This window comes from Kitasatospora sp. Ki12 (assembly GCF_054601375.1).
Genome location: NZ_BAAIHT010000006.1, coordinates 33432 through 59802, shown reverse-complemented (window position 1 = coordinate 59802; position 26371 = coordinate 33432). Strand labels below are relative to the sequence as shown.

22 protein-coding genes and 2 pseudogenes are annotated in these 26371 nt (G+C 67.7%); 13 read left to right on the top strand and 11 right to left on the bottom strand.

Features of this window, described 5'->3' with window-relative positions:
* The first annotated feature begins 103 nt into the window (after window positions 1-103).
* Window positions 104-1021, top strand: coding sequence for a hypothetical protein (locus ACYP53_RS42605; protein WP_459651441.1), 918 nt, complete (start codon window positions 104-106; stop codon window positions 1019-1021).
* A 497-nt stretch (window positions 1022-1518) separates the two neighbouring features.
* On the opposite strand, the gene ACYP53_RS42600 is transcribed toward ACYP53_RS42605, so the two are convergent.
* The 3 genes from ACYP53_RS42600 to ACYP53_RS42590 form a co-directional block, all read right to left on the bottom strand.
* Window positions 1519-1836 (bottom strand): hypothetical protein, encoded by a 318-nt coding sequence (locus ACYP53_RS42600; protein WP_459651440.1) that lies wholly within the window; start codon window positions 1834-1836, stop codon window positions 1519-1521.
* 287 nt (window positions 1837-2123) lie between these two features.
* Entirely contained in the window at window positions 2124-3983 is a 1860-nt protein-coding gene (locus tag ACYP53_RS42595) for a pentapeptide repeat-containing protein (protein WP_459651439.1), read from the bottom strand.
* Between the two features lie 548 nt (window positions 3984-4531).
* Entirely contained in the window at window positions 4532-5041 is a 510-nt protein-coding gene (locus tag ACYP53_RS42590) for a WD40 repeat domain-containing protein (RefSeq protein WP_459651510.1), read from the bottom strand.
* Between ACYP53_RS42590 and ACYP53_RS42585 the strand changes: the two genes are divergently transcribed.
* Together ACYP53_RS42585 and ACYP53_RS42580 are read left to right on the top strand one after the other, a co-directional pair.
* Window positions 4938-5921, top strand: coding sequence for a helicase associated domain-containing protein (locus ACYP53_RS42585; protein WP_459651509.1), 984 nt, complete (start codon window positions 4938-4940; stop codon window positions 5919-5921). The two genes, ACYP53_RS42590 and ACYP53_RS42585, sit on opposite strands and share 104 nt — an antisense overlap.
* A 156-nt stretch (window positions 5922-6077) precedes the next feature.
* A complete protein-coding gene (locus ACYP53_RS42580; RefSeq protein WP_459651438.1) occupies window positions 6078-6350 on the top strand; it encodes a hypothetical protein in 273 nt (90 codons plus the stop codon).
* Between the two features lie 103 nt (window positions 6351-6453).
* Here the strand turns inward: ACYP53_RS42580 and ACYP53_RS42575 are convergent, their stop codons facing one another.
* The 4 genes from ACYP53_RS42575 to ACYP53_RS42560 form a co-directional block, all read right to left on the bottom strand.
* The gene (locus ACYP53_RS42575; protein ID WP_459651437.1) at window positions 6454-7008 is read right to left on the bottom strand and encodes a hypothetical protein; all 555 of its coding nucleotides are present in this window, start codon (window positions 7006-7008) and stop codon (window positions 6454-6456) included.
* Between the two features lie 1030 nt (window positions 7009-8038).
* Window positions 8039-9133: a TniQ family protein gene (locus ACYP53_RS42570; protein ID WP_459651436.1), complete on the bottom strand. Its 1095-nt coding sequence runs from the start codon at window positions 9131-9133 to the stop codon at window positions 8039-8041.
* Window positions 9130-10197 carry a TniB family NTP-binding protein gene (locus ACYP53_RS42565; protein WP_459651435.1) on the bottom strand — a complete coding sequence of 356 codons (1068 nt, stop codon included), beginning with the start codon at window positions 10195-10197 and terminating at the stop codon, window positions 9130-9132. Before ACYP53_RS42565 ends, ACYP53_RS42570 begins: the two co-directional genes overlap by 4 nt.
* Window positions 10191-10628 (bottom strand): hypothetical protein, encoded by a 438-nt coding sequence (locus tag ACYP53_RS42560; protein ID WP_459651434.1) that lies wholly within the window; start codon window positions 10626-10628, stop codon window positions 10191-10193. The genes ACYP53_RS42565 and ACYP53_RS42560 overlap by 7 nt, the downstream gene beginning before the upstream one ends.
* Window positions 10629-11090: 462 nt before the next feature.
* Between ACYP53_RS42560 and ACYP53_RS42555 the strand changes: the two genes are divergently transcribed.
* From ACYP53_RS42555 to ACYP53_RS42525, 7 genes and pseudogenes are all read left to right on the top strand, one after another.
* On the top strand, window positions 11091-12248 hold the full coding sequence (locus tag ACYP53_RS42555; protein ID WP_459651433.1) for a site-specific integrase: 1158 nt from the start codon (window positions 11091-11093) through the stop codon (window positions 12246-12248).
* Window positions 12249-12430: 182 nt separating this feature from the next.
* Window positions 12431-14242 (top strand): annotated as a pseudogene (locus tag ACYP53_RS42550) (tyrosine-type recombinase/integrase); the annotation flags it as partial.
* A 595-nt stretch (window positions 14243-14837) separates the two neighbouring features.
* Window positions 14838-15122 (top strand): annotated as a pseudogene (locus tag ACYP53_RS42545) (DUF6262 family protein); the annotation flags it as partial.
* A gap of 102 nt (window positions 15123-15224) precedes the next feature.
* Window positions 15225-15413, top strand: a complete 189-nt coding sequence (locus ACYP53_RS42540) for a hypothetical protein (protein ID WP_459651513.1) — start codon at window positions 15225-15227, stop codon at window positions 15411-15413.
* Window positions 15414-15490: 77 nt separating this feature from the next.
* Complete coding sequence (locus tag ACYP53_RS42535; protein ID WP_459651432.1) at window positions 15491-15901, top strand: trypco2 family protein; 411 nt, start codon at window positions 15491-15493, stop codon at window positions 15899-15901.
* A complete protein-coding gene (locus ACYP53_RS42530) occupies window positions 15901-16254 on the top strand; it encodes a hypothetical protein (RefSeq protein ID WP_459651431.1) in 354 nt (117 codons plus the stop codon). The genes ACYP53_RS42535 and ACYP53_RS42530 overlap by 1 nt, the downstream gene beginning before the upstream one ends.
* Window positions 16241-17587 carry a hypothetical protein gene (locus ACYP53_RS42525; protein WP_459651430.1) on the top strand — a complete coding sequence of 449 codons (1347 nt, stop codon included), beginning with the start codon at window positions 16241-16243 and terminating at the stop codon, window positions 17585-17587. Before ACYP53_RS42530 ends, ACYP53_RS42525 begins: the two co-directional genes overlap by 14 nt.
* A 305-nt stretch (window positions 17588-17892) precedes the next feature.
* Here the strand turns inward: ACYP53_RS42525 and ACYP53_RS42520 are convergent, their stop codons facing one another.
* The 4 genes from ACYP53_RS42520 to ACYP53_RS42505 all read right to left on the bottom strand — a co-directional run bounded on the left by ACYP53_RS42520 (window position 17893) and on the right by ACYP53_RS42505 (window position 21862).
* On the bottom strand, window positions 17893-19314 hold the full coding sequence (locus tag ACYP53_RS42520; protein ID WP_459651429.1) for a transposase family protein: 1422 nt from the start codon (window positions 19312-19314) through the stop codon (window positions 17893-17895).
* Window positions 19311-20069, bottom strand: coding sequence for a TnsA-like heteromeric transposase endonuclease subunit (locus ACYP53_RS42515; protein WP_459651428.1), 759 nt, complete (start codon window positions 20067-20069; stop codon window positions 19311-19313). The genes ACYP53_RS42520 and ACYP53_RS42515 overlap by 4 nt, the downstream gene beginning before the upstream one ends.
* Before the next feature lie 108 nt (window positions 20070-20177).
* Window positions 20178-20816 (bottom strand): hypothetical protein, encoded by a 639-nt coding sequence (locus ACYP53_RS42510; RefSeq protein ID WP_459651427.1) that lies wholly within the window; start codon window positions 20814-20816, stop codon window positions 20178-20180.
* Window positions 20817-21040: 224 nt separating this feature from the next.
* Complete coding sequence (locus ACYP53_RS42505) at window positions 21041-21862, bottom strand: hypothetical protein (RefSeq protein WP_459651426.1); 822 nt, start codon at window positions 21860-21862, stop codon at window positions 21041-21043.
* 149 nt (window positions 21863-22011) lie between these two features.
* Here ACYP53_RS42505 and tap point away from each other — a divergent pair, with 149 nt between their 5' ends.
* The 3 genes from tap (at window position 22012) to ACYP53_RS42490 (ending at window position 25987) form a co-directional block, all read left to right on the top strand.
* Window positions 22012-24465, top strand: coding sequence for a telomere-associated protein Tap (tap, locus tag ACYP53_RS42500; protein ID WP_459651425.1), 2454 nt, complete (start codon window positions 22012-22014; stop codon window positions 24463-24465).
* Window positions 24466-24570: 105 nt separating this feature from the next.
* Window positions 24571-25146, top strand: a complete 576-nt coding sequence (gene tpg / locus ACYP53_RS42495; protein WP_459651424.1) for a telomere-protecting terminal protein Tpg — start codon at window positions 24571-24573, stop codon at window positions 25144-25146.
* Window positions 25147-25489: 343 nt separating this feature from the next.
* Window positions 25490-25987 (top strand): hypothetical protein, encoded by a 498-nt coding sequence (locus tag ACYP53_RS42490; RefSeq protein ID WP_459651423.1) that lies wholly within the window; start codon window positions 25490-25492, stop codon window positions 25985-25987.
* Window positions 25988-26371 lie beyond the last annotated feature (384 nt).

Sequence of the window (26371 nt, the reverse complement as noted above, 5' to 3'; positions counted from 1 at the left end):
TGCCTTTCAATCTGGAATCCCAGTGGCAACTGTCCAAATTGGACCCAAGTCGATTCCGGTGGGCGACGCAGTCAACGGGGTTTGCTCCGGAATGGTCTATTCCGTGCTGGATTTCTTCTGTGCCAATCCCAGGTTGAATACGCCTTCCGACACTCTAGTTCCAGCAGGTGGAAGCCCTCTTGCGAACTACATCATGCAGCGATTTATGGACAGCTTTGCACTTTGGGCCACAGTGAATTCTAACGTCAGTCGCTTCCTTGATTTTATGAGCATGACCGACCATGACACGTGGTTCGGCCATGGAGCGCCATGGGAAATTGCGCATCGAGAGTGGCCGTCAATCAAGGCGGACCTGGACCGCGGCATGCCGTCACCGATTGGACTCGTAGCTGGGAGCTACACGTGGCCGACGAACGTTGCGGCTAAAATCGGATATCTTAAGAACTGTCATGCGGTTCTTGCCTACGGGTATGACATTGACAATGCAAATAATCTCACCCTTTGGGTCTATGATCCTGACGATCCAGATGAGGATGGATCGACCGTGTCGATGAGCCTCGGCAACCCCTCTCATAGCTCCGCCATTAGCACTCCATTGATCACCGGCAGCACGGGGCATTCATATCGCGCTTTCTTTCGCTATGGATATTACACTCCAACGCTCCCCCCGCTCGGCATTTCTCCGGGGCCGATTGCAATCTTGGTCAAGCCGCTTTCCGGAAACTCGATTCGCGCCGGAAAAGATACGGAGCAATTTATTGAAGCCAGGGATTCAATCACTGGAGAACCAGTCGATGGGGCGGTTTGGCTTGGGAACGTTCAGATCGCAGAAACAAACAAGCGCTTCACATTCAACTGCAATGCGGCTTACCAGAAGGTGTCGGTGATTAATCCAGAAACTGGCGCAGAAGAACTGCGGTGGGCTGGTCCACAACACCCCATCCTCTCGATCACTGCCGAAGGCTACGAGCGCGCCAGCATTCCGCTCACCCTGCTCGAAGCTTCTCCCCCAGCGATGTAGCGCCAGCCCCCGCACTCGATCTCGCCTGGTCTCTGACGACGCGAGCGAGACGTCAAAATAGAACAGGCAGGGGCGACGCCAGATGATCAAGATACTAAAATCGAAGATCGCCCCGAAGTCATCAAACCGACCGCGCGACCGTGAAGGTCCAGACGAACCGCATGGACGCGCTCACCAATCTAGCCACCGGGCAGGCCGCTCCCGCCCAAACCGTCCAGAGGCCGACTGCGAAGTTACGCAGGGCAACCATGATGCAGGTGCGGATGCGTGACCTCCACCGACCAGTTCTCCTGTGCGCCAGGTCGGGTGTCGGGTGGACGAAGCATCGCTGTCGCAGCCGACCCGCTATCGGTCATACCCCGACCAAGCAGCCGCGATGCTCCAACTCGTCGCGTGAGAACGCATCGTCCCTACCTCGGAGTGCCATCACAGACTTCGATACTTCTCTGGCACTGCTGTGCCTCACGTGCCTCGAAAGATGATCTTCGGCTAGATTCCTATCTGCCCTTGGTTGCGACTCCGACGGTTGAGCCCACAGTGCAGATAACACGGGTGTCACACTGGCCGTACTGGGTGGCCCAGTGCGGGAAGCGGGCGCGGCTGTAGCCCTCCATGGAGTGCGGTTCGGCGACCGGCAGGTCGGCCAGCTCGTCGCGCGCGACGGAGAGCGTCGGCGGCTCGGGCAGCGTACGGCGGGAGACGGAGGCCGGCGCGGTGGCGGCCTGGGCGGGCGAGGCGACGGCCGGCGCGAGGGCCGCGGACAGGGCGAGCAGGATGGTTGCGGTGCGGCGCCAGGGGCGGCGGGGAATGGTCATGCCGTATACGTACCGTCCTGCCTCGCGGGCACCCGTCACCGGCGCCCGTTCGTAGGCGCGCCGCCAGGCCGTCTTGACATGCCGTCAGTGGCGGGGCCACCGAAGACGACAGAGGCCAGGAGACGGCCGCGAGCGCAACCCACCTGCAGAGACTTGAAACACAGTTCAGCTGACCGATGACCGTCCTGTCGGACTTGCAAGGCCTTCCGGCTGGGCGTTCCTTCGAGCGGTCCAGCTGGGCGATGCTGCACGTCGACCGGCAGCCGAAGGCATCGGGTCGTGCCGGGTCAGCGTTTGACGCGGCTGCGGACGGCGAGGGCGGCGAGGCCGAGGAGGACGGGTTCGCTGATGCGGGAGGCCATCTCGATGGCGGTGCCGAGCAGGGTGAGGTTCTGGCCGCTGGAGCGGAACACCACGGAGTTGACCACGACCAGCGCGGCCTTCTCCGCCCGGGACGCCGTGATTCGCTTGTTCCAGGGCAGCGACAGTACTGGGTCGGGGGTTTTGGTCGTCACCTGGACGGTGCCGCCGTTGTAGGTGCCGGTCGTCTGGGGTTCGGGGGTGTCGTTCGGGAGTCCGAACAGGACCATCAGCGCCAGGGTGGCTCCCATCGCGACCAACAGCCACGACAACGCGCGAGAGGCCCGCAGACCGTACCCGGACGTCAGCCAGTACACCCCCAGCAACCGGCGCTCCGCCCGCGGCCGCTGCGCGTCGTGCCGGCGCATCTCCATCTCGCCGTAGTAGAAGTCTGCTGCATCCGGTTCGTTCCCGGCCTCCTCGAAAGCCTTCCGTAGCTGCTGATAGACACCCACCAGGTCATCCGGACCGGCTCCCCGCTCCGGTACCCAGTGGTGCGGACCCGCTGGCCACCCCCGCCCGGCCCGCCCACCTACCTGCGCACGCCAGTGCTGCTCTTCGGCGAGGACCTTGCGCCGTGACCAGCGGGCCAGCAGGGCGCCGCGGCGGTGCCGTGCGGCCGGGGGCTGGGCGAAGCGGCAGCCGAAGCCGATCTGGATCTGGTCGAGGTGGAAGGCGCCGGTGAACTGGCAGAGGGTGAGGTCGATGTCGGTCAGGACGAGGTGGGCGGCGTCGACACTGTCGAGGGAGGTCAGCTTGACGTCGGGCGGGTTGGCGCCGGCAGCGAGCAGGCTCTCGTCCAGCGTGGTGCCGTCGGACGTGGTGAACGGGACTGGCCAGGCCTGCACGGCCATAGGGGCAGAGAGGGCTGCGCGGCTCAGTTGCACCGTCGCGTACCGAAGACGTAGGACCGCGGAGCCCTCGAAGGTGGTCCGCTCGTACGTCACAGCTGCGGCGGCGGCCTCGATCGTGACCTGCTTCCCGGTCAGCCGGGCACTGTCGAAGGTGATCTTCCCTGCGCAGACGAGCGGGCCCAGGTGCTGCAATCCCTCGAAGACCGCCGAATGGAAGTCGAGGTCGCCGGCGAAGGAGGTCTTGTTGAAACCAATGATGCTGTTGAAGGTGGCTCTGGTGAAGTTGGCGATGCCGGTGAAGGTGGCCTCGGCAAACCAGGCGGTGCTGTTGAAGGTGGCCTCGGTGAACCAGGCGGTGCTGTTAAAGGTGGCCTCGGTGAACCAGGCGGTGCTGTTGAAGGCGACCTTGGCGAACCAGGCGTTGCTGTTGAAGGCGGCCTCGGCGAAGTTGGCGTTGCTGGCGAAGGTTGCTGCGGAGAATTTGATGTTGCTGTTGAAGGTGGCCCTGGCGAAGTTGGTGGTGCTGGTGAAGGTGGTCTTGGCGAAGTTGGCGTTGCCGGTGAAGGTTGCTGCGGCGAAGTCCGAGTCGCTGGTGAAGGTGGTCTTGGCGAAGTTGGCACTGCTGTTGAAGGTTGCTGCGGCGAAGTCCGAGTCGCAGGTGAAGGTTGCTGCGGCGAAGTTGGCGTTGCTGGTGAAGGTGGCCTTGGCGAAGTTGGTGGTGCTGGTGAAGGTGGCCTCGGCGAAGTTGGCGCTGCTGTTGAAGGTGGCCTCGGCGAAGTCGATTCGACCGAGGCGTGGGCGTCCTGTCGTGGGGTCGGTGCAGGCCGTAAGGAGTTCCCCCAGCAGCATCTCGTCGATGGCGGTGCCGCGCAGGTCAAGGTCACTGCCTGCGGTGAGAGAGTTGATGTAGGCATCGCGGTCGGGCGAAGGCATGTGGTTGAGACACCGGCCGTCGGCCGTGGCGTGTATGCCCCGGCAGCCCACCAGATCGGGCACGCCGGCGCCTACCCCGCAGTGAGGCCAGGTGGGAGCGGTGATGGTGGGTGCGGTGTTCATGGTGCTGTTCTAACGCGTCATCAGTAGTCGTGTAGGGGAGTCCGGCGAGTTGTGACAGACCCCGGAAGAAGCTACGCGTCGCGCCGACCGGGCCCGCGGCTGGACCGAGAAGGACGTCGATGGCCTGGACGGATGGATGGCCCTGGTCGCGCCATTATCCGGCGGGGCTGGAGCCCTCAGGTCGGCGTAAGAAGATCAGGGGTGAGGCCGGCACGCTGGGCTGGTACCAGGCAGGTATTCGGAGTGCGTCGTATTCCCCGGCTTCGGCGGGGATGGAATAGCCATGGGCCCGGGTATGGCGAGAGGCCGGGAACCCGGTCTCAATGTGTCGTGCAGTCGGCAGACTGGTTGACGATGGTGCCGTGGTGAAGGCGTCTGCCACAGGCCCGCCAGTCTGTTGTCCGACACGGGTGGTCGTCGTGGGGTCATGAGCGTGGGTTCTGCGCGAGTCGGGTGGACAGCAGCGCGCTGCCGTCTGCTCGGCCGACGGCCAGGACAGATCCGTCCGGAGAGAACGCCATTGCGGGGCCCAGTCCGTCGTGGCCGGGGAGTTCGCCAACCTGGCGGCGAGTGACTGGATCCCACAGCCGCACGATGCCGTCGGCAGTACCGGCTGCCAACAGTCCATCCGGGGAGAACGCCATCGAACGAGGCTCGGAGGCGTTGCCGGTCGCGGCCTCGCCGATCAGGCGCCGGGTGGTCGGGTCCCACAGCCGTACGACGTTGTCGGCTCCGGCAATCGCCAGCAAGGAGCCGTCGGGTGAGAACGCCGTCACCAGCAGCCTGCTCGAAGCCTCGGAACTGCTGCCCGACGCGGAGCGCCCGGAGCGGATCTGGGCGAAGGCGGTGGCCGGCACCGACCGCCTCAAGGATCGCCGGGCTGCGTTCGCGGACTTCAAGGCCCACACCGGCGAGGACGGCGAGGAGTGCGGCATCCTCTGCAACAGTCGCCTTCTGACCGAGGGCATCGACGTCGCCGCCGTGGATGCCATTTGCTTCGCGGACCCGAAGTCGTCGGTCATCGACATCGTCCAGGCCGTCGGCAGGGCGCTGCGCCAGTCCTACCGCGAGGGCAAGGTCTCCTGGGTCATCATCCCGGTCTACCTGCCGACGCCGGAGGTCGGCGACGACACCGCCGCCACGCACCCGGCCGAGGTCCACGACGCCGGCGAGGCGGTGAAGGCGGAGGCCGACGCCGAGATCGAGGCCTCCTCCTTCCGCACGATCTGGCGGGTCCTGCGGGCGCTTGCTGCGCACGACGCCCGGGTGGTCGGACGGATCACCGAGCTGCGCGCCAGCCGCTTGCAGGGCACCGCGCACACCACCGCGGCCAAGCCGGCCGATGGCGAGGCCGCCGAGGCCGGGGAGGCCGAGCAGCAGCCGGCCCCGGTGGAGTCGCCGATCGAGTGGCTGCGGATCAACGCTCGGCAGCACGCGGCGCGGATCCTCCAGACCGTGAAGCTGCGGGCGTTCAACCCGCGCGCGGTTGAGTGGCAGCGCATGCACGCCGTCGCAGCCAGGTTTCACATCGAGCACGGCCACCTCGACCCCACCGACAAGGCGAAGCACGCCGAGCTGATCTCCTGGCTCACCCGCCAGCGCCACCTGAACGGCCAGGGCCTGCTGGACGCGGCCCGCGTCTCGGAGCTGGACGCGCTCGGCATGCCGGGGCGCGCGGATAGCGATCTGGATCACGGGCCCGGCAAAGGGGCTCACCCGCTTCCACTCGCGGATCGACCAGATGACGGAGGAGGACGGCCCGGCCGCCGAGGCGCTCGCGGCGGGAGGTCTCTCCATCACGCTGGCCCGTGTTGAGGACGCCGACCGGCAGTACCTCGTCGTCCTGCCGCCCGGCGGTGGCGCCCGCATTGCGCGCGGGGCAATGGCTGCGTCTTCCAGGGCATAGCCCGGTCCTTTGCCGACTCCACCGGGCCCCTCGAGGCACTACTCCTCTGTCCGCCCGTACGGCGAATGCCGGGGCGCCCGTGCTGGTCGTGCCGGGGCTCGATCGGGGGGAAGGAGGACTCGAAGCTGGAGCTGCGGGAGAAGGCCCGGCCGGACCGGCTGGAGTGCCCCGACTGCGTACAGGCCCGCGTCGCAAAGGACTTGGGCCCGCTGATGCTGCCCGCCCCGGCCAAGCGTGAGCTGGTGGCCGCGCTGGTGTCCGCTCCGGGCGATCCGTGGTGGGAGGTACGGGTGTTCCACGCGAAGCTCTACCCGGGGCGGAAGCGTCCGGGGATGTGACAGCTGCGCTCTCCGCTCGGGATCTTGCTCTCCGCTGGGCCGTGGAGGGCGTCCGGGACGGCTTTAATGACGGCAGTGCCGGGTCGGGTGGCGAGTTCGGGGCTTACGCGTGACTCGTGTGTGTTGCCACGATGCGGAACAGGTCGAGGAGCAGCAGGATGTCGACTGCAATGCCTGCGATCAGCATGCGGCTGGTCGATCGGAGCAGGGCCGTGGCACCGAGGATGATCCCGGTGACAAGGAGGGCGAGAGAGGTGGCGAGGATCAGGTAGTAGACGGAGTTCGGGGCGTCCTGGCTGACGACCAGGTTGGCGCCGATGCTGGCGACGAGAAACTGGGGCAGGCCAAACAGCCAGACGGTGGCGGTCCTGCCGCTGGCAGGGCGGGGGCGCGGTGGCCTGGCCGGGGCGTACGGCGGGGTGGGGGCTGGGACGGGGGCCCGCGGCATGGTTGGCATTGCGGGCCGAGCGGTGCTCAGGGCTGCTTGGAGAAGCTGCCCGAAGGCGGGGTCGTGGGAGATCTCGTCCGCCAGGATGCTGCGGACGATGTCCGCTGCCCCGCCTCCTCCCTCGGTGTCGAGCCGGAAGAGCGCGGCGGTGCCGAGCTGGGTGCGGCCGAGTCGTTCGCGCAGGAGCGCGGTCAGGTCCTCGCTTGGCACCCCCGGCGTTCTCGCGTAGGTGGCTGAGTTCACGAGTCCGTCGACTGCGGCTGCGGCCAACTCCCTTATGTCCAAAGCACATTCCCCCTCGTAGATGCCAACCGTGATGGTACGGATCGAGACTAGTGCGCACCAGTGGGCTCAGGGCCGGTCCGCGCACGGGTTGGGACATCGCGGGTCCGAACGGACGAGGATCCGTCCAACCGCACGGTGGACTGGCGGACGCCGGCGGCACACACGCGCGGTGACCCGCGTGCTGCGCGCGAAGCTCTACCCGGCGAGGGGCCGCAGGGTGTGACCTGTTGGCCGGTGTGGGCGCGAGATGGCCTCTCTTGCCGGGTTGTCTGGACCTTTGGTTGTGCCTGTCGGGGGTGTTCGGGTGGGTGGGTGGCCGGGCTGGTTTGGTGACTGTGTGTGGTGGTGGGTGGGGTCGGGGGGTCGGGTCGGCCCGCTTGAGGGCCGGTGGGGTGTTGTTGGATTGGATTCGGGGGTAAATTCCGCCGGGTATTCCGCCTGGTTGTTTTGGCGGATTGGCTGCCGGGTGGTGGGCTGAATTCGGGTCGGAATTGCAGTGGATGGGGGTTGGTGTTCGGTTTGGTGGGGTCGGGCCCCGCGTCGTCCGGGTCTGCTGCGCCCTGCTCAGCCGCGGCCGTCCCGGGTCCGCCGTCCGGGCCGCGCCCCGTCCGGGTGCCTGCGCCGCCGTCCAGGGCGGTGCGCGGGCCGGGGCGGGCCGTCCGGGCGCTCTGCGCTGCCGTGCCCGTGCCCGCCTTGCTGCGCCGCTGTCCGGGCTGCCGTTCGTCGTCCCGCTGTACCGCCGTTCCGGCTGGACGACTGGGTGGCCGTCAGGCCCACCCCGGGGGTCGCTGTCCCGTCTCAAATGATCTGGTCTGCGGGCAGGGCTGTGACCTGTGGCGACCAGATCAACTGAGACGCCGGGCGGCTGAGAATCTCAGGTGGTCTGGTCCCGGGCAGTTGGATGCCCGGCGTTGTCTCAGTTGATCTGGTCCGGTGACGTCGCTTCGAGGTGATATCAGGTCTGGGCGGTCAGCCACGACTGGTAGTCCCTGAAGATCCTGGCGAGACTGTCCGACTGCTCTCGCGCGTCGAAGAACTCGGCGAGGAGTCGATGGAGAGTGATCACAGCCTCGGTGTCGGCCCGGGGTGTGAGCGGGTGGATCCAGCCGCCTGGGGCGAGGTGGCGGACCAGAGCCGGCCAGGTCAGGTTGTTGTCGCGGTTGAGTCGGACGACGAGCCATTCCCGGAAGCCGGTGAGCATGCTCCCGGAGGTGCCGGCGTCCAGGCCGAGGATGAAGGCGGTAGTCGTGGCGAAGGTGGTGTCGAGGCCATGCCTGGCTGGTTCCCGGCGAACGGCGGCCACGAGGCCCTGATAGTGCTTGAACACGCCAGCGTGGAGGGTCCGTTGGGATTCGGTCAGCGGGTCGCTGGACGTGCTTCGGGGGTGGCTGGTCATGCTGCCCGGTTTCTTGAGCGGATGGCTGGACATGTAGCGGTGAACGGTGCCGTAGGAGACGTCAGCGTCGTGTTCGTCCAGCAGCCGTTCCCAGACCAGTCTCACCGTGGGGACTTGGCCTGCGTGTGTGGCGGCGTGCTCGTCCAAGATGATGTCGATGGCGGGGCCGACTCGGCCCTTGGCGTGGCCTGCGATGGCGGGGCGCTTTTTGCGGGGCGGTGGCGTGGGCGAGGCCAGGGCCTGGCGGATCATGTATCGACTGACGCGGTGTCGATCAGCCAGGCTTCGGACCGTCGATCCTTCTTGTTCAGCATCTCGTCGGATGGCAGCGAAGAGAGCGGGCTTGTCGGCGCTGGTCGTGACGTGGCGCTTGGGCTTGGTCGGCTCGGAACGTTCCTGTCGCACCAGGTCGACCAACGCCCGTTCCAGCACGTCTTGCCGACGCCCGGTGACGGCGGCGAGCCGGTCGGCTCTGGGACGCTTGCCCTGGCCGTAGTCCGGCGGTCCGACCAGGTATCCGCGCAGGTAGCTGGGTTTGAGGTGGTTCGCGCGGGCCAGGCGACGGACGTAGGAGTCGGTGGTCTCCCCGGCTTTGGGGCGAGGCCGGACCGGCAGCAGGCGGACGCGGTCACCGTCGACAGTGCCAACGGTCATGAGGCGGGCTTGGCCTTGCGGGTCTGGGCGGCGCGATCGAGTTTGACGCGCTCCAGCGACTGGCGGGTGATCTTCTCGGTGCCGTCCAGGATGGCGTCGATAGCGGCGCCGCGGATGAGGTGGGAGAGGCTGCCGATCATGCCGCCGGTCCGTTGATGAAGGTAATTAGCCAGCCCTTCCAGGGACTTGGGCCGATGGTGGTGCAGTCGCAGGGCCTCCTCAAAGGTACTGACCAGGCCCTTCCACTCCTGGGTGCGGGGGAAGGGGACGGTGTCGATGACCGCGAAGCGTCCGGCGATCTGCCGGCCGCGGGTGCCGTTGAACATCCCGTTCGCCTCCAGGTCCACTCCGGCATAAACGAAGGTGGCCGGGATCCGCTCGGAGAAGTACTTCAGAGTGTCGGAGACCTCGGCGCCGTTCCTGGTCGCGAGCGAGAGATTGTGCAGCTCGTCGACACACACGACGCTCACTCTCGCGTCGATGAGGACGCCGCAGACGGCCTCGATGACGTCGGTGATGTTGGCGCGTGTAGTGACGGGCAGGCCGAGAAAGCGGGCGAACTCGACGGCCAGCATGCGCGAGGTCGCGGCGGGCGGGACCGTGACGTAGACGACTGGGATCCGGTCGACGCCCGGGTGCTGGCGCCGGTCGATGACCTCGATGGTCTTGCCGAACTGGGTGAGTGCGGTGGTCTTTCCGGTCCCGGCCGCGCCGGACAGGATCAGGCCCCGGCGAGCGCTGATCGCGTGCCGGTTGAGTAGGGTCAGGCGCCTGCCAGCATGGACGACGGTGCGCAAGGTGGAGGTCGTCGCAGCCACGGTCAGGCGGGTGTGGTAGTCAAGGCGGCAGTCGTCGTAGTCCAGCCGTCCGTCGTCGTCCAGGTCGGCGAGTTGGTTCGCGGTCAGGAGGTCGGGCGGGGCTGGGTCCTGGGTGGTGAACTCCCGCCAGCCCTCCAGGGTGGTGAGGTAGCAGTGCAGGTCTTCGCGGTCGAGGGCGCGTCGCCATCCGTGCTGACGGCCCAGGTCCGAATCCTGGCCGGGGGTGGGTCCGATCGCGGTCACCATCGCTTGTCCGCCTCCTTGAAGGGGTCGAAGACGCCGAGCGGGATAACCTTCGCGATCGGCTCGTCATCTGTGCCGTCCACGGCCTCGTCATCGTGGAGGGGCGACTCATACTCGGTGGCTGGCGGCGCCTCTGGCCTGGGTGGACGTGGTCCGGGGCTCTCGGCGGCGGCGCGGGTCCGGGCAGCGACGCGCCGATCGCGCTTGGACGGCCGGGCGGGCGGACCGTCGCCCTGGACGGTCGGTCCCTGGTTGGCTCTGACCAGCAGCCTGGCAACGGCCTGGGCGGTCTCCTCCTCGGTTGGCATCGGGTTGCCGTTGCTCCGCAGGTCGGCTGCCGCGTGGTCCCAGGCCAGGTCGCCGAAGGGTTGCGGGACACTGCCGAGATGTTTCCAGGGGACTGGGATCCAGCCGGTCTCCCAGTGGTTGCGCATCCAGATCCAGTTGGCGTCGTAGGGGTCGCGGTGGATCTCCCACAGGTTCCTTTTGCGCGTAACGCCCGAGGGCTGACGGCGGAACGAGCCCAGGTCATGGCAGTCGTAGATCCGGTTGTTGATCTTGATTCCATAGGAGTTGACGGCCCGCCAAGTGGCGGGCAGCAGCTCGACGTAGTCGTCACCGCCGAGGGCGAGGGGGACATAGCCGGCGCTCTCGACCGAGGCGGCGTACTTCTGGTTCGGGGTGAAAGTGCGGCCGGGGATACCCGGATCGCGGAGCCCGTCGTGGGGTCTGTTCTGCCACTTGGCTTTACCGACCGTGAGTTGTGCTGCCCGTGATGTCCGTCTGGGCCTGTGACGTGGACGTCATGGGCTCGTTTACCGACCGAGACCGGGACGTCCGTCATGTTCCGGAGTCGGTACGGAGGACGAGTGGCACGGCACGTCATCATCGGGGACTTGAGGGTCCAGCAGATCGATCGGAAGGGCGGGTGGAGGTCCTGGACGATCCTCTTGCCCGAGGGCACTCTTCACGTTGAAGCAGACCGGTTCCTGCGCCGGCACGACGGTTCGGGGACACAGCGGACCTACGCCTATCTGCTGGTGGACCATCTGCGCTGGCTGGAGCGCGAGTGTCTGGCATTCAGCGCGGTCCAACTACGCGACCTGGAACGGTACATGGGCATCGTCGGGGCCGAGGTCCGCATGCCGCTCGGGGAGCCGTGGCGGGTGGGCAAGCGCCCGTACGGCCGGTCCGCCCTGTCGGCGGCGGCCTCCTGCGTGAAGGGCTTCTACCTGCACCAAGCCTCTCTCGGCGTCAACGTCGAGCTCGGCGAGAAGCTCGACGGCACTCGGCTGCCGTCGCGGGTGGACCGTCACCGCTCGCTCCTGGGGCACGTGAAGACGGCCATGCCCGCCAACCCGCTCGCGCCGAAGGGACCGCACCGCCGGCATCCGAAGATGCTGCCGGACGGGGCCCGCGAGCGACTGCTGGAGACGGTGAACTCGGCCCGGGACCGGCTGCTGGTGACCTGGCTGGCCGACGGCGGGCTTCGGATCGGCGAGCTCTGCGGGCTGCACCTGGTGGACCTGCACCTGCGCGAGAACGCGGCCTGCGGCGAGTGCCGCAGCCCTCACCTGCACGTCTGCCACCGACCGGACAACCCCAACCGGGCCGAGGCGAAGACCAAGCACCCCTGGCGCATCGAGCACGGCACTGTGACCGGTGGGCTGATCAAGCGGGTCAGCCCGGCGATGGTGCACACCTACTTCGAGTACCTCACCGGCGGTGAGTATCCGCGCGCCGCCGCCGGGCACGGGATGCTCCTGGTCCAGCTCCACGGCCCCGGGACCGGGCAGCCGTGGTCACCGGTCGGGGCCCGCCGGATGCTCGGCCGCGCCGGGAAACGCTCTGGCCTGGGCCTGGTGAAACCCCATGCCTTCCGTCACAACTTCACCAGCGCGGTTCTCGACGCATCGGACGGCAACCTGCTGATCGCCCGCGACGCCGGCGGCTGGGCCTCGGCTGCCACGGTCGACGAGGTCTACGGCCACGTCGACATCCACGATCCAGCTTTCGACGCGGCCCTGCGCACGGTCTGGGGTGAGCCGAAGTGACCGTGACGACCCTGTTGCCGCAGCAGGACACCCGCACCGGCCGGGACCGGCTGGAAGTCCTCACCGCGTTGATCGGCACCCCGTCGTTCGACGAGTTGTTCCGCCCCGACATCGTCAAGGTCCCGCCGAACCACCCGGTCTACCGGTGGAACTGCCTGACGGCGGAGTGCGAGAGGTCCACGATGGGGCACGGCGACCTGTGCTCGACCCACGAGATGCTCTGGCGTGAGCACCGCGGCCGGGGAGGAACACGAGCCGAGTTCCTCCGCACCGCGCCGCCCGTCGGCCCTGGGGATGGGGTGGAGCAATGCTTCTGCCAGATCTGTCCGGGGCGTCCTTCCCGTCACCGCAGGCTGGAGCTCTGCCACTATCACGAGTTCCGTTGGTACAACCATCGCGGCCGCCGCAACGGCGACGCCGACTTCGACGCTTGGCTCCTCGATCAGCATGCGCTGCCCGGCTTCGGCAGTTGCCGGGTCCAGGTCTGCCCGGAACTGGCGGACTCCCCGCTCGGGCTGTGTTTCCGGCACGAGCGGCGCTACGGCAGGGACGGCAGACCTGGTGGAGCGGCCCTGCCGTCGCAGTGGGGCAACCGCTACGGTCGCCGAGGGCTGGTCGCGCCGGTCAGCTACCAGGACGAGCACGCCTTCCAGCGCTGGTGCGCGACCGTCCCGGCCGTGCTCCGCCCCGCGCAGGTCAACCTCCGGGGCCTGCACCCGCTGTTGCGGGCCGAGATCAAGTGGGGCATGTTCGCCTACACCCAGAAGGCGCACGGCCGCTGGGAACTGGTCACCTGGCAGGGCCTGGCGAACTTCGCCCGCGAGCACGGCCTGCGGTCGCTGACGGACACGGGTCCCGAGGAGGAACGGCTTCTGCGGAAGGCGGTCAGCCGCGAGGCGGTCCACATCGTCCGGGCCGTGACCGACTGGCTGCAACCCCTCTACGTGACGCCGACCGAGACGCGCGAGCTCGGATACATCCTCACCGAGCACTTCGGGAGGAAGCTCACCGGCCGCTCGGTCCACATGGACCTCACCGGCGTCTCCCAACGATGGCTACGCGACCTGATCTGGGACCACTTGGTCGCGATCCTGCGTTCTCCCAGCTGCCCGCGCAGCGGAGGCACCTTCGACGACATGCGCCGCGCCGGTCTGGAGCTGAGCACCTTCCTGGAACTTCACGCTCCCGCCGGCGGTCACGACCCGCGAGGACTGACGGCAGACCACATGCACCAGTTCGTCGCCGACCAGCGGCAACGCGAGCGGGACGGCCTGGTCTCGCTGGCGGCCAGAGGCGTCCACGGCAAACCGTCGATCGTGACCGCCAACACCCGACAGCGCGTCTTCCACCGCACCCGGCGGCTCCTGCGCGGGGCACTGGAGTCGGGGGAGGCCGAACGCCTCGGCCTGGACCGGGCCTTCATCGCGGCCATGCCCGCCCCGGGGCGGATGATCAGCCGCTCTCGGCAGCCGTTCGCTGACGGTGTCGCCCGCGCGCTCGCCGACGAGACCAACCTGAGCCGGCTCGCCGAGACCCACGACACGTTCGACCGCGGCCTGCGGGACGCCTGGGAGACCATCCTCGTCACCGGCCGCCGCTGCAGCGAGGTCCTCCAGCTCCGCCTGGACTGCCTCGGCCGCTACGGCGGACTGCCGATGCTCTGGCACGACCAGACCAAAGTCGGCAACTACGACCAGGCCCTGCGGATCCCCGAGCGCGTCCACCAACTCCTCGAAGCCCGCCAGCAAAAGACCCTGACCCTGTTCGAGGCCCGGAACAACCGGCCCCCCACCGCCGAGGAACGCACCCACATGGCGCTGTTCCCCACCAACATCCGCAACCGCGACGGACACCGGCCGCTGAGCTACAAGTGGTTCCACAAGGGCTTCAAGCCCTGGATCGACGACCTCGACATCGGCCGCGGGGTTCCCCACCAGGCCCGCCACTCGCTGGCGACCAGTCTGCTGCGGGCCGGCGCGACCCTGACCCACGTCCGCCGCTACCTCGGCCACGTCTCCGAGCGGATGGCCGAGCACTACATCCACCTGACCCAGTCCGACCTGGAGGACGTCCTGCAGCACGTCTGGGTCGCCGGCCCCGGCACCGCCAGCCCCGGCGAACTCCTCACCGAACCGGCGACCCCGCTCACCCGCGAGCAGGCCCAGGCCATCGCCGTCGACCTGTCCCGCCGCAGCACCCCCGCCGAGGGCGGCTTCTGCACCTTCCAACCCGTCGTCGACGGCGGCGCCTGCCCGTGGAACCTCGACTGCCACAACTGTGACAAGTTCGTGCTCTCCGGCGCCGACCTGCTCTACTGGCGACGCAAGCGCGAGCAGTGGCGGCTGCTGGCCGAAGGCGCCCCCGACGACACCACCGCCGACTACCTCCACCGCTACTTCGAGCCCACCGCCCGCGCCATCGACGGCCTGGAGAAAGCTCTCGCAGGACTGGGCCTCCTCGACGACGCGCTCGCCCTGGACCTGCGCAAACCACAGGACTCTTCCAGCGGATCTGGTCCACCGCGTTCCGCGCGGCCGACCTCGCCGAGGCTGGTTCCGAAAGCGCGGACGACATGGCAGGGCAGGCCGCATGAACACCGGCACCGTCCCCCAGGCCCGCACCGCCGCGGCTCTCGCCGCCCGGAACCGCAAGACACAGACCGCACTCGGACGCGTCCACGATGCCATCACCCGCCTCCGCCGGGAGAAGGCGCAGATCAGCATCGCCGCTGTCGCCCGCCGCGCAGACGTCTCCCGCACCTTCCTCTACGACAACCCCGGGGCCAGAGCCGCCGTCGCCGCAGCACTGGCCGAGGCCGGCGACCACCGCCACCGAAGCCTCGCCGAGCAGGAGGACCAGCGCGAAGCGACCTGGCGTGAACGCGCACTGAACGCCGAGGAAGCCCTCAAGGCCGCCCACACCGAGATCCAGTCCCAGCGAACCCGAATCGGCGAACTCCTCGGCCAGGTCCGCGACTTGCAAGCCGAGTGGACACAAGAGACCCTCCAGCGGATCACCACCGAGAACACCACCCTCAAGCAGCGCGTCCGCCAGCTCACCACCGACAACCGCACCCTCGACGAGCGACTCAAAGCCGCCCGCACCAACCTCCGCTTCCAGGACCGGCGCGTTGCCGACCTCGAAGCTCAGATCTTGGGCACCTGACAACTCGAGGAGGGGCCGTTCGGCCTGGTGTAGTGACCGCGGTGGGGACAGGATGCATCACCGAGCAAGGCGCCGACATGTCGAGCGCGCTTGAGCCGGGAATAGGCCACATGGCCGCCTCCCCACAGGACGGCAAGTGCCATGGTGGTTTGAATCGAGCTATGACTGATTCCGCTACTGAGCCATCTGAGGGATACGGGCTTCCAGCGGTATTCGAGGCACTTCGTTCGGACCTCGTGGCCGCACAACAACGACTGCTCAACGGCAACCAAGAGGCAATCCTGAATCTCAAGGAAACGGAAGTCGAATTATCATTCACGGTGGAGCGCGCCGGAAAGGGAAAGGGCAGTATTAATCTGAAGGTGTTCGGTGTCGGGTTCGAAGCAGGTGGAGAGAAGGGGGCAAACCGCTCCACTGTTCATCGCCTAAAGGTGACACTTGAGCCGAGCCAGGCACTTCTCGGGATCGCGGATGAGGACGCCGATTGATGAGCATCTGGGATCCCAGCGATTGGACCTCAGAGGTTCACGATCAACAGCTTCCATCGGAGTATCTAAGCGAACTTGGGCTCGTCTTGAGCGAGTGGGCTGAGGAACACCCTCTCGCCGATCAGCCGCTCCTCTATATCGCCAGCACGGCCCCAGATCAGGGTGACCAGATCATCACCCCACGAGATATTGCCCATGCAGTATCGAATGAGGAATCGCACCTGAGGGTGCCAGTTCTACGTCTACTCTCCGTAGGACTTAGCGGCTATTCCGGGGGTGTTCGGGATGCGATTAGTCAAGTGATCGAGGCGTTGCGCGAGGATATTCAAGATTGGCGACTTGAGCATGACTGAGTACCTTCTGATCACCCCCGATGATCCTGGAACTCCACGGGCGCTGTCCGGCATTGCACAGGGACTCGCAAATCAGTGCCCCTCGCATCACTCGACGACAGTGCTTCACGGGATGTCCGCGACCCGGAAAGCCGTCGAGTCGGCGCTGCCGCATTACGCAGCCGTCATCTACTTTGGCCACGGAAAGCCCGATGCATTGGAAACTCGCGGGCAGGCTCTCATCGATCTCGCCAATGAGGGCTACATTCAGGGAGTTCTTATCGCCATCGCCTGCCACGCTGCTGACGGATTGGGGGCGTCACGCTTTGGCAGGTCGCCGAGCCGCGCTTTTCTGGGATTCAACACCTACCTGATTCACCCCTGCCGCAACTCATCAAGAGCAAACGACGCCTATGAACAGGCTCTCGGTGGCCTATTTTTCGGGGCGACAGTCCAAGAAGTCGCCGAAAACCTCCGCGTCAACCTGCTTCAGGCAGCCCAAGACTACAAAACCAACCGTAGCGCATATAAGCTTTCTCGTGGCGACGCGATTGCAATCTTTGGCGGACTGCGCAGCAATGTGCTGGCCCTCGTTTGCCATGGAAATGCGGCGAGAACACTCAAGTCGACATCAGAGGTGGCCGGCAAACCGCGCGAGGCTCTTGCCGCGCTACGGCTAACGATGGACCACGAGATCTTCCAACTCTCCGGCCATGAAATGGGTGACGTCTCGGACATGGTCGGGCGACTCTCAAGCCAAGGGGTTATACGAGGAAGCCTCGCTGGCGCTCTTGTGGAATATATGCGGACGACCAATGAACTCCTCCACGCCCCACATCAAGAGTTCGAGAATACCGCGCAGGCACTCAGTACAGGTGCCGTACTGTCCGCAAGGCTGCACAGAATCTCTTTAGTCGAGAGACTCGTCGACGAAATGAGCGGTCACGCGATTTGGCATCTTCACCCCAAGGAGTCCCGGAACAGATATCTCCACTGGGCCGTAATTGCATCAGAGGCTCCAATCTTCGAATACAGCTATGAGATCCTAGCCGAAGCAGCCAAGCGGATCAATCAATCCGGTGGCTTGGATCGCATCCGACTGCCCACCATGAGGGAATTTATCGAAATTCTGAAGTTCCGCCTGAGCGAGCTTCAAAGACTCCGCGCGCGCGAGCTGCGATCGCTTCGAGGAAACAGGGTAGATCCGGTCGACGATCACTGGCGTTGGCCAGATGAATGGAACATTCCATGGAATGGCCCAATCGGAGTCGCTAGCCTGTGGGGGATTCAGGACCAGATTTTCCTCACCAGCAGATCAATCGAACGGTATCGCCAAGAGCTGAAAACTCTGTGACGCCAGCGCGCCCGGCCTACCCAGGCGGAGCGTGCCTCCGGAATACTCACGGTCGGCGAGGAATCGCCCTGGCTTGGGCATGGGCGACGCGGCGTCTCCTGCTCAGCTTTCGCCGCCCGTCCAAGCCATCGGACGCCGTGTCCTTCCGCAGCATCGACGAAGGTCCCGGCCGGGACCCGGCCCCGGACCGGCTACGTGGTCTCGCCTTGTCGGCACTACGGCCCATCCCGGTGGACGGGCCGTCCCATGAGATCACCCGGACGAGCTACAGCAACGACCACAACTCGTCGTCACGGACATGTAGTCTATGGATCACCGCAGGTCAGAGCCGGAATCGAGCTCCTGTGGTCGGTAAAGTGCGCGACAAGCCATTCGTCCAGGAATTCCTGGATTTCCAGCATCGACCACAGTGGTTCGTCCTCCACGCCTCGGCCGCGGTGTTCGGCGGTGCGGCCGAGATAGCCGGGGATGAACTGGCAGAACAGGGTGGCCACTGATTCAAGCGTGCGTTCGATGTGGGGCTTCTCCGCCGGGGAGCGCGGGTGGCAGGGCTGGAAGGTGATTTCCAGGGTGCGGCAGGCGGAGCGGAAGTTGTCCGAGATGAAGGCCTTGCCCCGGTCGCAGACGATCATCTCGGGGATGATCACCGGTCGGGCGGCGGCGTGTTCGAGGCGCTCGTCCAGGGACAGCAGCCTGCGGTGCGGCAGCACCGAGCGGGACATCGCAAGCGCCTGAGCCCAGCCCGGTCGCATCGGCTCCGGGGTCAGCGCGCGGGCCAGCAGCAGCGAGGCATCCACCGACTTGGTGGTCGGCCGCACCACCGCGGCGGCGATGGTGCGGGTGGCGACGTCGACCAGTCCGGTTAGCTCGACGCGACCGGGGATCCCCTCGTCCAACCGCACCAGCACGTCCAGCGGGGTGGAGTCGATCTGCATCAGCTCGCCCGGGGCAGCGACCGACTCGTAGCGGAACGGCCCCTCGGGCTGGTCGGCCAACGAGCGGCGCGTGCGCGCCGATCCGGTGACGTGGACGCCGTGCGAAAGCTTGTCGAAGAGCCGGTAGAACGTGGCCCGCGACGGCATCCCCACCGCGCCCTGGCCGTGTTCGGCGTCCAGGATCCGCTCGGTCCGCCAGCGCGCGTACTCGATCGTGCGGGTGGAGGCCGAAACGCTCTCGCTGATTGCCTGGCGGATCGCCGCCACCACCAGCGGATCGGCCCGGCCGAGGAGCGAGGCATGCGGGGCGAGCCGGCGGTCCACCACCGCCGCGATTCCGCCGGCCTCGTACTGCTGGCGCTTGCGCTTCACCGTCCGTGCTGTGACCTCTTCGCCCAGCGCGGTCAGCTCGGCAGCCTTCGCCCGCTCGCGTTCCGCCAACGAGCGGCACGCCGGGTCGTACTCGGGCTTCGCCCCGCTCCCGGCCGGGGCGTCGGGCGGCAGGCCGGTGAGGAGTTCGACCAGGTGCCGCTGCCACCACAGAGCGCGCTCGGCCACCGGCTTGGGCAGTGTGTCCAGCAGCGCGGCCGAGCCCAGCGCGGTGCGGTTGCCGGCCCCGAGCACCGCGAAGTCCTCGGCGGACTGCAGGTGGACCTGGTCGACGAGCATGCCGACGCCGTGCGTGTCGGCAAGCCAGACCTGCATCCCGGTCAGGCCGACGACCGTGTAGGTGTGCTTCTGAAATCTGATTCGGTCGCCGAGCCGCAGTTGCCCGGGTCGTGCGGAATTCACGGTCGTTCCCGGGACGCCAGGTGCACCAGGGTGGCGGTGCCCAGTGGGGCCGTCGTCAGGTCCGCCGTCAGCTCGTGCCGCCAGAGCAGGTGGTAGAGCACTGGCAATACGGCCAGCCGGTCCCCGACCCGCTCAGCCCCCGTAAGCAGGGGCAGCGGATCGGTGAAGACCTCCCGCAGCCGGTCGGCCACCGGCGCGCGATGGCAGCGGCGGTGTCGGTAGCGGGCCAGCCAGCGCAGGTTCGCCCGGTAGGGCTGGTTCAGGTCGCCGAGGTGGCGGAACTGCCAGCCCACCGCCTCGCAGATTCGCGCGGTGAACGCGAAGACCTCGGCGGTGGCCTCATCGACCAGGTCCTCCGGTCGCACGTCGACAACGACACCTGTGCCGTCCAACAACCGGGCGAAGTAGTCCGGGGTATGCCCGCGCTCCCGCTCCCCGTCCGTCCAGGCAAGGCGGAAGGGCTGCGAGGCCAGCGCGACGACAGCGGGATCGAAGTCCAACGCCATCGCCGCATCCCTTTCCACCCACGACTCATAGCCCACCTGGGTCCGCGACGTCGCCGCCCAGTACTCGCCGGTGAAGTTCTTCTGCCCCTTAAACGAGGCGAACGGCCTTACTGGCAGTGCCAGTTCGAAGGGCTCCGCCCACCAGCACGCCAACGGGCCGGAACGATCGACGCCGTCAGCGTCGATGAACCTGACCTCGACGCCTGAGGCGTACTCCCGGGCAACGACCACTGCTGCGGCCCCGTCCACGAACACCTCCGCCCTGCCGGGAGCCCCCCGTCACTGCGAGGGTGGAGCACCCTGCGGGCCACGATGGCCAAGAGCCGGAGACGTCACGCGAAAGGGTGACAACCCGCCTCAAACCGTGTCGGCGACGAGGACGATTCCGGATGCACTGGTGTCCGGCCCGATCTGCCGGGGATCAAGGCTCGATTCCGCAGCGACGGTCGGCGCCTCGCAGTCGCCCCAGGTGGCTCCCCAACTGCTGGCCAGGTCATCTTCGGGGTCGAGGTCTTCGGGCTTGCCTGGGATGCCGAAAGCATCCAGGAGGCGGCGCTCGACGCCAAAAGGCTCGCCCAACGCCAGCTCAGGATATTCGGCGATCCACCGCCTGATGACGGCGCCGCCTTCGGCGATCAGCCACGCCTCGCCGTCATTCTGCTCGCTATGAAAGTAGGCCTGAGCTCGTCCAAATTCCGAGCTCAGTTGTCGGCACAGGTTCGTGACGAGGTCGGTGCGCGTCGGATAGGGAAGCCCGCACCATGCCCCAACGATCAAGGTCCATCCATCGATTGATGGGGTGATCACGACTGTTGAGAATCGCTCCTCGCCGCTGTGCGCAACCTCGTCGATGAGATCGACACCGTCCGCCCAGGTTGACTCGCGCACGTTCCTGAGGCCAAGTTGCGCGACAAGATCGGTCTGGTTGGCGCCATGGACCGCGATCCACGAGAGCCAGCATGCACGTATCGCCAAGGGCGAGTCGGAGGTCTCCACGACCGCCACCATAGTCAGGCTGCGAGCGGGACCAGAGAGCCGGGCACCTGGCTCTACAAGATCATCTGAGACGTCGAGCGAATTGGTCCAGATCATCTGAGACAAGGGCCAGATCGACCGAGACGGGACAGCCCCTCTTTCCTTTCGAGCCCTGGTGGCAAGTGTCCTGTGTCAGGTGATCTTGTTCGTTTGCCAAACGATCTTGACTATCGGCGCGGGCTTGCTCACCAATCGGTGCTGACTTGGTCGGCGACCGAGAAGTCGGTCTCGCAGTCGGGGCAGGTCGCATGGCCGAAGACGTGGGTCAGCGCGTGTGCGACCTCGCGCTGCCCGTCAGCGAGTGCGAGGTCATGGAGTCGTCGGCCGATGCCGCCCGGTTCTGTGGGAGCTGCTGGGTGCAGGGCTCTCGTCTCGATGTCACCGTCCGCGACCGCGTAGTCGGCGCTGGTGGAGAAGTAGCCGCGTGCGCCGAAGACGATGAACAAGCTTGCCTCGCAGCCTGGGCATGAGACCTCGTACTCCTCGTTCCCGAGCCCCCAGGCCAGGTCTTCGCTCCACCCCGCGACGCCTTCGAAGGCCAGCATGGCTTCGATGAGATGGATGTACTCGGCGCGGCCTGGAGCGGTCTGACGGTACTGATCCACAGTCCTCAGCAGTGTTGCGATCTCCGCCGCACGCTCTGAGCGGACGTCGCCGGCCCCGTGCCGCTGACCGGCGCCGGCCACAATCGCGCCCGCCAGGACCAGGGCATTGACAGCCTGTTCCCGCTTCCCGCTCTCAGCCGTGCCAGCCAGCCACGGCAGTGCCGCGAAGCTGGCCGAGAAGACGCTGCCTTGGTGACACAACACCGACCACAAGTCGTTCCAGAGCTCGGCGTTCGGCTCTGCTGCAATCCGGTCCAGCAGGGCTGGCATGTCCTCGGCGGCCCCGTAGGCATGGCTGAGTTGCGACCAATCCGTCATACGGAGATCCAACCAGGCCAACGGGCTGATCGCGGAGGCAGGACGGCACTCGCTGGCCGCGACGACACCGTCCGTCAAGATCATTTGACAAACGGTCAAGATCATTTGAGGCGGGATGCCGACGCCTCTCGTCAACGAGGGGCGTCGCACTGTCTCGATCCGGCGAATGTGCGCCAAAATGTGCGATCCAAGAGTGACTTTCACGCTAGGGTGTGTGATGTGGAGGTGAGGTTGTGACTGACGACCTGTTCGCGTCGATCGACGCGCTGCTGGCCCGGCCGCGCCCGGTGGATGACCTGCCGGTCCCGGCCGAGCGGGAGCGGCTGCGCAAGGCCGGCGAGTACACCCAGGAGGAGCTGGCCGCGGCGTTGAAGACACGCCGGGAGACGATCGTGCGGTGGGAGGCCGGGACGACGGAGCCGCGGCCGCCCAAGCGCGAGGTGTACATCCGGTTCCTCGCGACGCTGGCCCTGCAGCACGGCACCGTGGAGCCCACCGAGTGGCTGCGCCGCGCGCAGGCTGCCGGCCTCGTACGCGCCGACGGCGACCAGGCGCCCGCCCCCGCGCCCGCCGAAGCGGCGCAGCATGCTGGCGCCCCTGCGCCGGTTCCGGTGTCGGAGGCGTTCGCCGCAGAGCCGGCCCCGGCGGTGCAGCTGGTGATGCTGGACCAGAACCCGGACGGCTCGCTGCTGATGGCTGCGCCCGCGCCGTGCGTGCAGTGCGGGCAGCCGTCGGTCTACCGGGCCCAGGGCCACCCGATGCACCTGGGCGGGTTCTGCCGCCCCGCCGCTGTCCCGGCCACCGCGCAGCCCGCCCCCGTCGTGGTGTCGCCGGAGCCGGCCGTCTCGGTCGCTTCGGTCGCTGCGCCCCGCCAGGCCGCCCCCGCGGCCGGTCCGGCGGCCGCGCCGCACCGCGCGTCGTCGCGTCCGGCGATGTCCTCGCGGGCCCGGAAGGCCCCGGCGAAGAAGCCCGCTGCGGCGGAGGGGCCGTCCGATTGGGAGGCCGCGGCGGCCGCCAGGTTCCCGTCCGGCCCGCTCGCGGTCCTGGACGTGGCCCCGTCCGGCAAGGGCCTGGTGGCCTACCTCGCCGACGGCACGGTGGCTCCGACCGCCCCGGCCGGGCGCACGCTCGCCGATGTCGTGGAGTGGGCGCTGGAGGCGAGTCTCGGTTCGCCCCGGCTGCACAGGCACGGCAAGGACGGTGACGCCCTGGTCGTCCTCACCGACACCGCCCTGGCCGAGCTCGGCCTGCCGCCGATGGGCCGCGATGAGAAGCGCGAGTTCGTCCAGCGCCTCGGCGCGTTGGCGAAGACCCACAAGGCCGTCAAGGCCATCGAGCGCGCCGGCTGGCTGCTGACCCAGCGAGGCCTCGGCCCCTGGGCGCGGATCTACCGCACGCCGGAGGACGGCAAGCGGGTCTGCGTGCAGCTGTGCATCCCCGCCTGGGGCGCGCTCGCGACCGGCGGCTGGCAGATCCCCGACGGCCTCGACGCCCCCGGCCTGGCCCGCCTGCTCGGCACCTACGCCACCCGCGTGCTCACCCCGCGCGGCTCCACCGCCTCCTCGGGCCTGGAACTGGTCACCGCGCTGCGCCCGCCGACCCGCGCGGTGCGCACCGAGTCCGGCTGGACCTCGGGTGCGGTGGAGGGTTCCCGGCCGAAGGACGCGTTCGACCCGGCGCCGCCGGAGGTGCTGGACGTGCACCCGCTCGCCCAGGACCGCGGCCCGGGACAGGAGCTGGTGACCGAGGCGTGGGACTGGTTCCGCGAGCTCACCGACGACGAGAAGAAGACGGCGTTGTACGGCGTCGGCCTGGACGTCAACATGGCCTTCCTCGCCGCCGCCGGGCGCCTGACGCTGCCGCTGGGCCCGCCCGTGTACGTGGTCGACCCGGTCTTCGACGCGAAGATCCCCGGCTCGTGGCTGGCCGACCTGTCCGGCGTCGACACGAACCCGTTGTTGCCGTCGCCGTTCACCGCGGACGGTTCCCGGCCGACCGGGCCGGCCTGGTACTCCACGGTGAAGCTGGCCTACGCCCAGGAGCTCGGCGCCACCGTGCGGCCGACCGAGGCGTACCTGCGCTACGAGCACGGCCCGTACCTGGACCCGTGGCACAAGCACCTGCGCCAGGCCTACCTGGACACGATGGCCGCGCTCGGCGTCCCGCTCACCCTCGCCGACCGCGACCCGGTCGCGTTCCTGGACGCCATGGCCGGCCTCAAGGCCACCGGCGACCCGGCGGAGCTCGCCGTGCTGCACGCCATCAAGCAGACCGCCAAGGGCACCATCGGCAAGATGCGCGAACGCCCCCGCGGCCACGGCTACAAAGCCGGCGAGCGCTGGGCCGCCCTGGAGCGCCCGACCTGGGACCCGCTGATGCGCGCCCTCGTCATCGACACCGCCACCGTCAACCTCCACCGCAAGCTCCGCAAGATGGCCGGCCACGGCCTGCACGCCTTCGCCGTCCTCTCCGACTGCGCGGTGTTCGCCTCCCCGGGCCCTGGTGCCCTGGACGTCCTCACCCGACCCGACGGCACCCTCACCACCGCGCTGCGCCTCGGCGTCAGCCCGGGGATGGTCAAGTTCGAGGGCAGCAGGCCGATGGCCGAGATCGCCGAGCTGATCGCCGACGACACGAACCCGGCCCGGCACATCAAGACCGGCGGCGTCGTCTCCGCCGACGAGTAGCCCCTGGGCGGCCCACCGGTCCCTGCCCGCGGGCCGCCCACTCCACCGTCACACGAACACGATGCCGCCCCCGGAACCCGGGGCGGCAGGAAGGACTGATGCCCCGTGGGGGAGATCGACGAGGGCCTGGAGCGCGCCGAGCGCACCCGCTCCATCCCGGTGCACCTGAACACCCGGGTGAAGTTCCTGTGGGAGAAGGTCGCCAAGGAGGACACCGCCCAGCTCGCCCTCGCGGCCGGCGTCTCGGTGCGCACCGCGCAGCGCTGGGTGCACGCTCTCAAGGCCGTCACCGAGGGCGAGCTGAAGGGCGACATCCCGATGGCCAAGGCGAACGCGGCCAAGGTCGAGCAGGCGGTCCGGGCGGCCTGGCAGCCGCGGGTGAAGCAGCGGGTGCGGCGCGACGCGGAGAAGAACGGCTTCACCCTGCACGTGCAGGCCGCCTTCGGTTTCAGCGCGGCGGCCGGCTCCACCGACGACCCCCGCCAGCGCGCGATCACGCAGAAGCTGCCCGGCAGCGTCGCCCAGGCACTCTACGCCGCCCGGGACGCCGGAGCCGGCCAGGCCGAGCAGGAGCAGATCCTGGCCGACGCCCTCGGCGAGCACTACTTCCGCCAGGGCGGCCGCGCCCGGCGCCTGGATGTCGAGCTGAACGACATCGCCTGGATGGACGTCGAGCTGTAGCGCTACCCGTCGGTGATGGCCGGCCCGGCGGGCTGTGACTGAGCGCTTCAGCTGGCGGATGAGCGCCTGACTTGGCGAGTTGAGAGTTCTTCCGGGTCAGCTGGGCCAGCCAGGGCGCCGCCCACCGGCGGGGTGCGGGCGAGGGGCCGCCCCCGGCTCCGCGGGCTGCACGCCGATCTGCATCGCGACCGCGGAGACCGGAAACGCTCAGTGAACCCCGAAATACCAAGTCTCCGGGCCTGGTTGATCGCCTGGGGCGTGCTTACGTAGACTCTCTGACCGCGTGCACGAGTGACCGATTTGGGCAGATCGACGGTCAGGCAGAGGGGGGGAGGAGCAGGACATGGCCCAGGTGGACAAGGTCCAACAGCGGTTGACCGGTGAGCTGTTGCCGGGGGAGCAGGTGCAGTACGGCATCCTCGGATTCAGGATCGGCGGAGTTCGCAAGACGATGGTCGGTGGGGCCGCGGGAATCGCCGGAGTGGCGGGTGCGGCGGCGATGGCCGTGGTCACGAGCGGTGCCAATGCCGGCGTTCCCGCCGCGCAGCTTCCGCTGCCGGGCCGGATCATCGTCGGGCTCACCGACCAGCGCCTGATGGTGTTCTCGATCGGGGGAGTCTTCGTCGCCAAACCGAAGAAGCTGCTGCATTCCTACGCCCTGGACCAGCTTGCATGGATATCTGAACCCGAACTGATCGAAGGCGTGGCGCAGGCACTCAGGGTCTTCATCGGTGTGGCGGGTGCAGGGGTGTTGAGCTTCGAGTTTCCGCGGCTGCAGGTCGCCGAAGCCCGCAACATGGTCAGGCGGATCGAGAAGGGCATGCCCACTCCTCAAGCGTAGGCCCGATAGGCCGGCTGTCACGCTCCCGCCGCCCGACGCAGTTGTCCGGGTCCACACGCCCGAGTTACGGGCGAAAGGATCACGGGTGATCAGCTCTGCTTGGCCAGGAACACCTGGAACTCCTACGCCCCGGCCAGGACACAGGAGCGTCATGGCCGAGGCCGACTGCGTCAGTGGGATTCCGAGCGGCGCCAGCTGGGCCGGCACGCCACAAGCCCGGGATGTTCGGAACTGGTTCCAACATGAATGGCAATCCACTGCGCCCCCGGAGCGGTCGTCGACATCGTCGCCGGTCAGAGGCTTTGCTCAACTCGCCAGCTGAAGCGCTCAGTCACACGGGCTCCGGACGTCCGCGAGCAGGCGGCCGGGCCGGCTTGCGGTTGC

What these genes read in the sequence shown, in the direction of transcription:
- ACYP53_RS42505 (WP_459651426.1), bottom strand. Translation starts at nt 21,862, where the DNA reads ATGATCTTGACGGACGGTGTCGTCGCGGCCAGCGAGTGCCGTCCTGCC.
- ACYP53_RS42535 (WP_459651432.1), top strand. Translation starts at nt 15,491, where the DNA reads ATGTCGAGCGCGCTTGAGCCGGGAATAGGCCACATGGCCGCCTCCCCA.
- ACYP53_RS42490 (WP_459651423.1), top strand. Translation starts at nt 25,490, where the DNA reads ATGGCCCAGGTGGACAAGGTCCAACAGCGGTTGACCGGTGAGCTGTTG.
- ACYP53_RS42590 (WP_459651510.1), bottom strand. Translation starts at nt 5,041, where the DNA reads ATGCCGCACTCCTCGCCGTCCTCGCCGGTGTGGGCCTTGAAGTCCGCG.
- ACYP53_RS42565 (WP_459651435.1), bottom strand. Translation starts at nt 10,197, where the DNA reads ATGGTGACCGCGATCGGACCCACCCCCGGCCAGGATTCGGACCTGGGC.
- ACYP53_RS42560 (WP_459651434.1), bottom strand. Translation starts at nt 10,628, where the DNA reads ATGCGCAACCACTGGGAGACCGGCTGGATCCCAGTCCCCTGGAAACAT.
- ACYP53_RS42595 (WP_459651439.1), bottom strand. Translation starts at nt 3,983, where the DNA reads ATGCCTTCGCCCGACCGCGATGCCTACATCAACTCTCTCACCGCAGGC.
- ACYP53_RS42600 (WP_459651440.1), bottom strand. Translation starts at nt 1,836, where the DNA reads ATGACCATTCCCCGCCGCCCCTGGCGCCGCACCGCAACCATCCTGCTC.
- ACYP53_RS42530 (WP_459651431.1), top strand. Translation starts at nt 15,901, where the DNA reads ATGAGCATCTGGGATCCCAGCGATTGGACCTCAGAGGTTCACGATCAA.
- ACYP53_RS42580 (WP_459651438.1), top strand. Translation starts at nt 6,078, where the DNA reads ATGCCGGGGCGCCCGTGCTGGTCGTGCCGGGGCTCGATCGGGGGGAAG.
- ACYP53_RS42570 (WP_459651436.1), bottom strand. Translation starts at nt 9,133, where the DNA reads ATGACCGTTGGCACTGTCGACGGTGACCGCGTCCGCCTGCTGCCGGTC.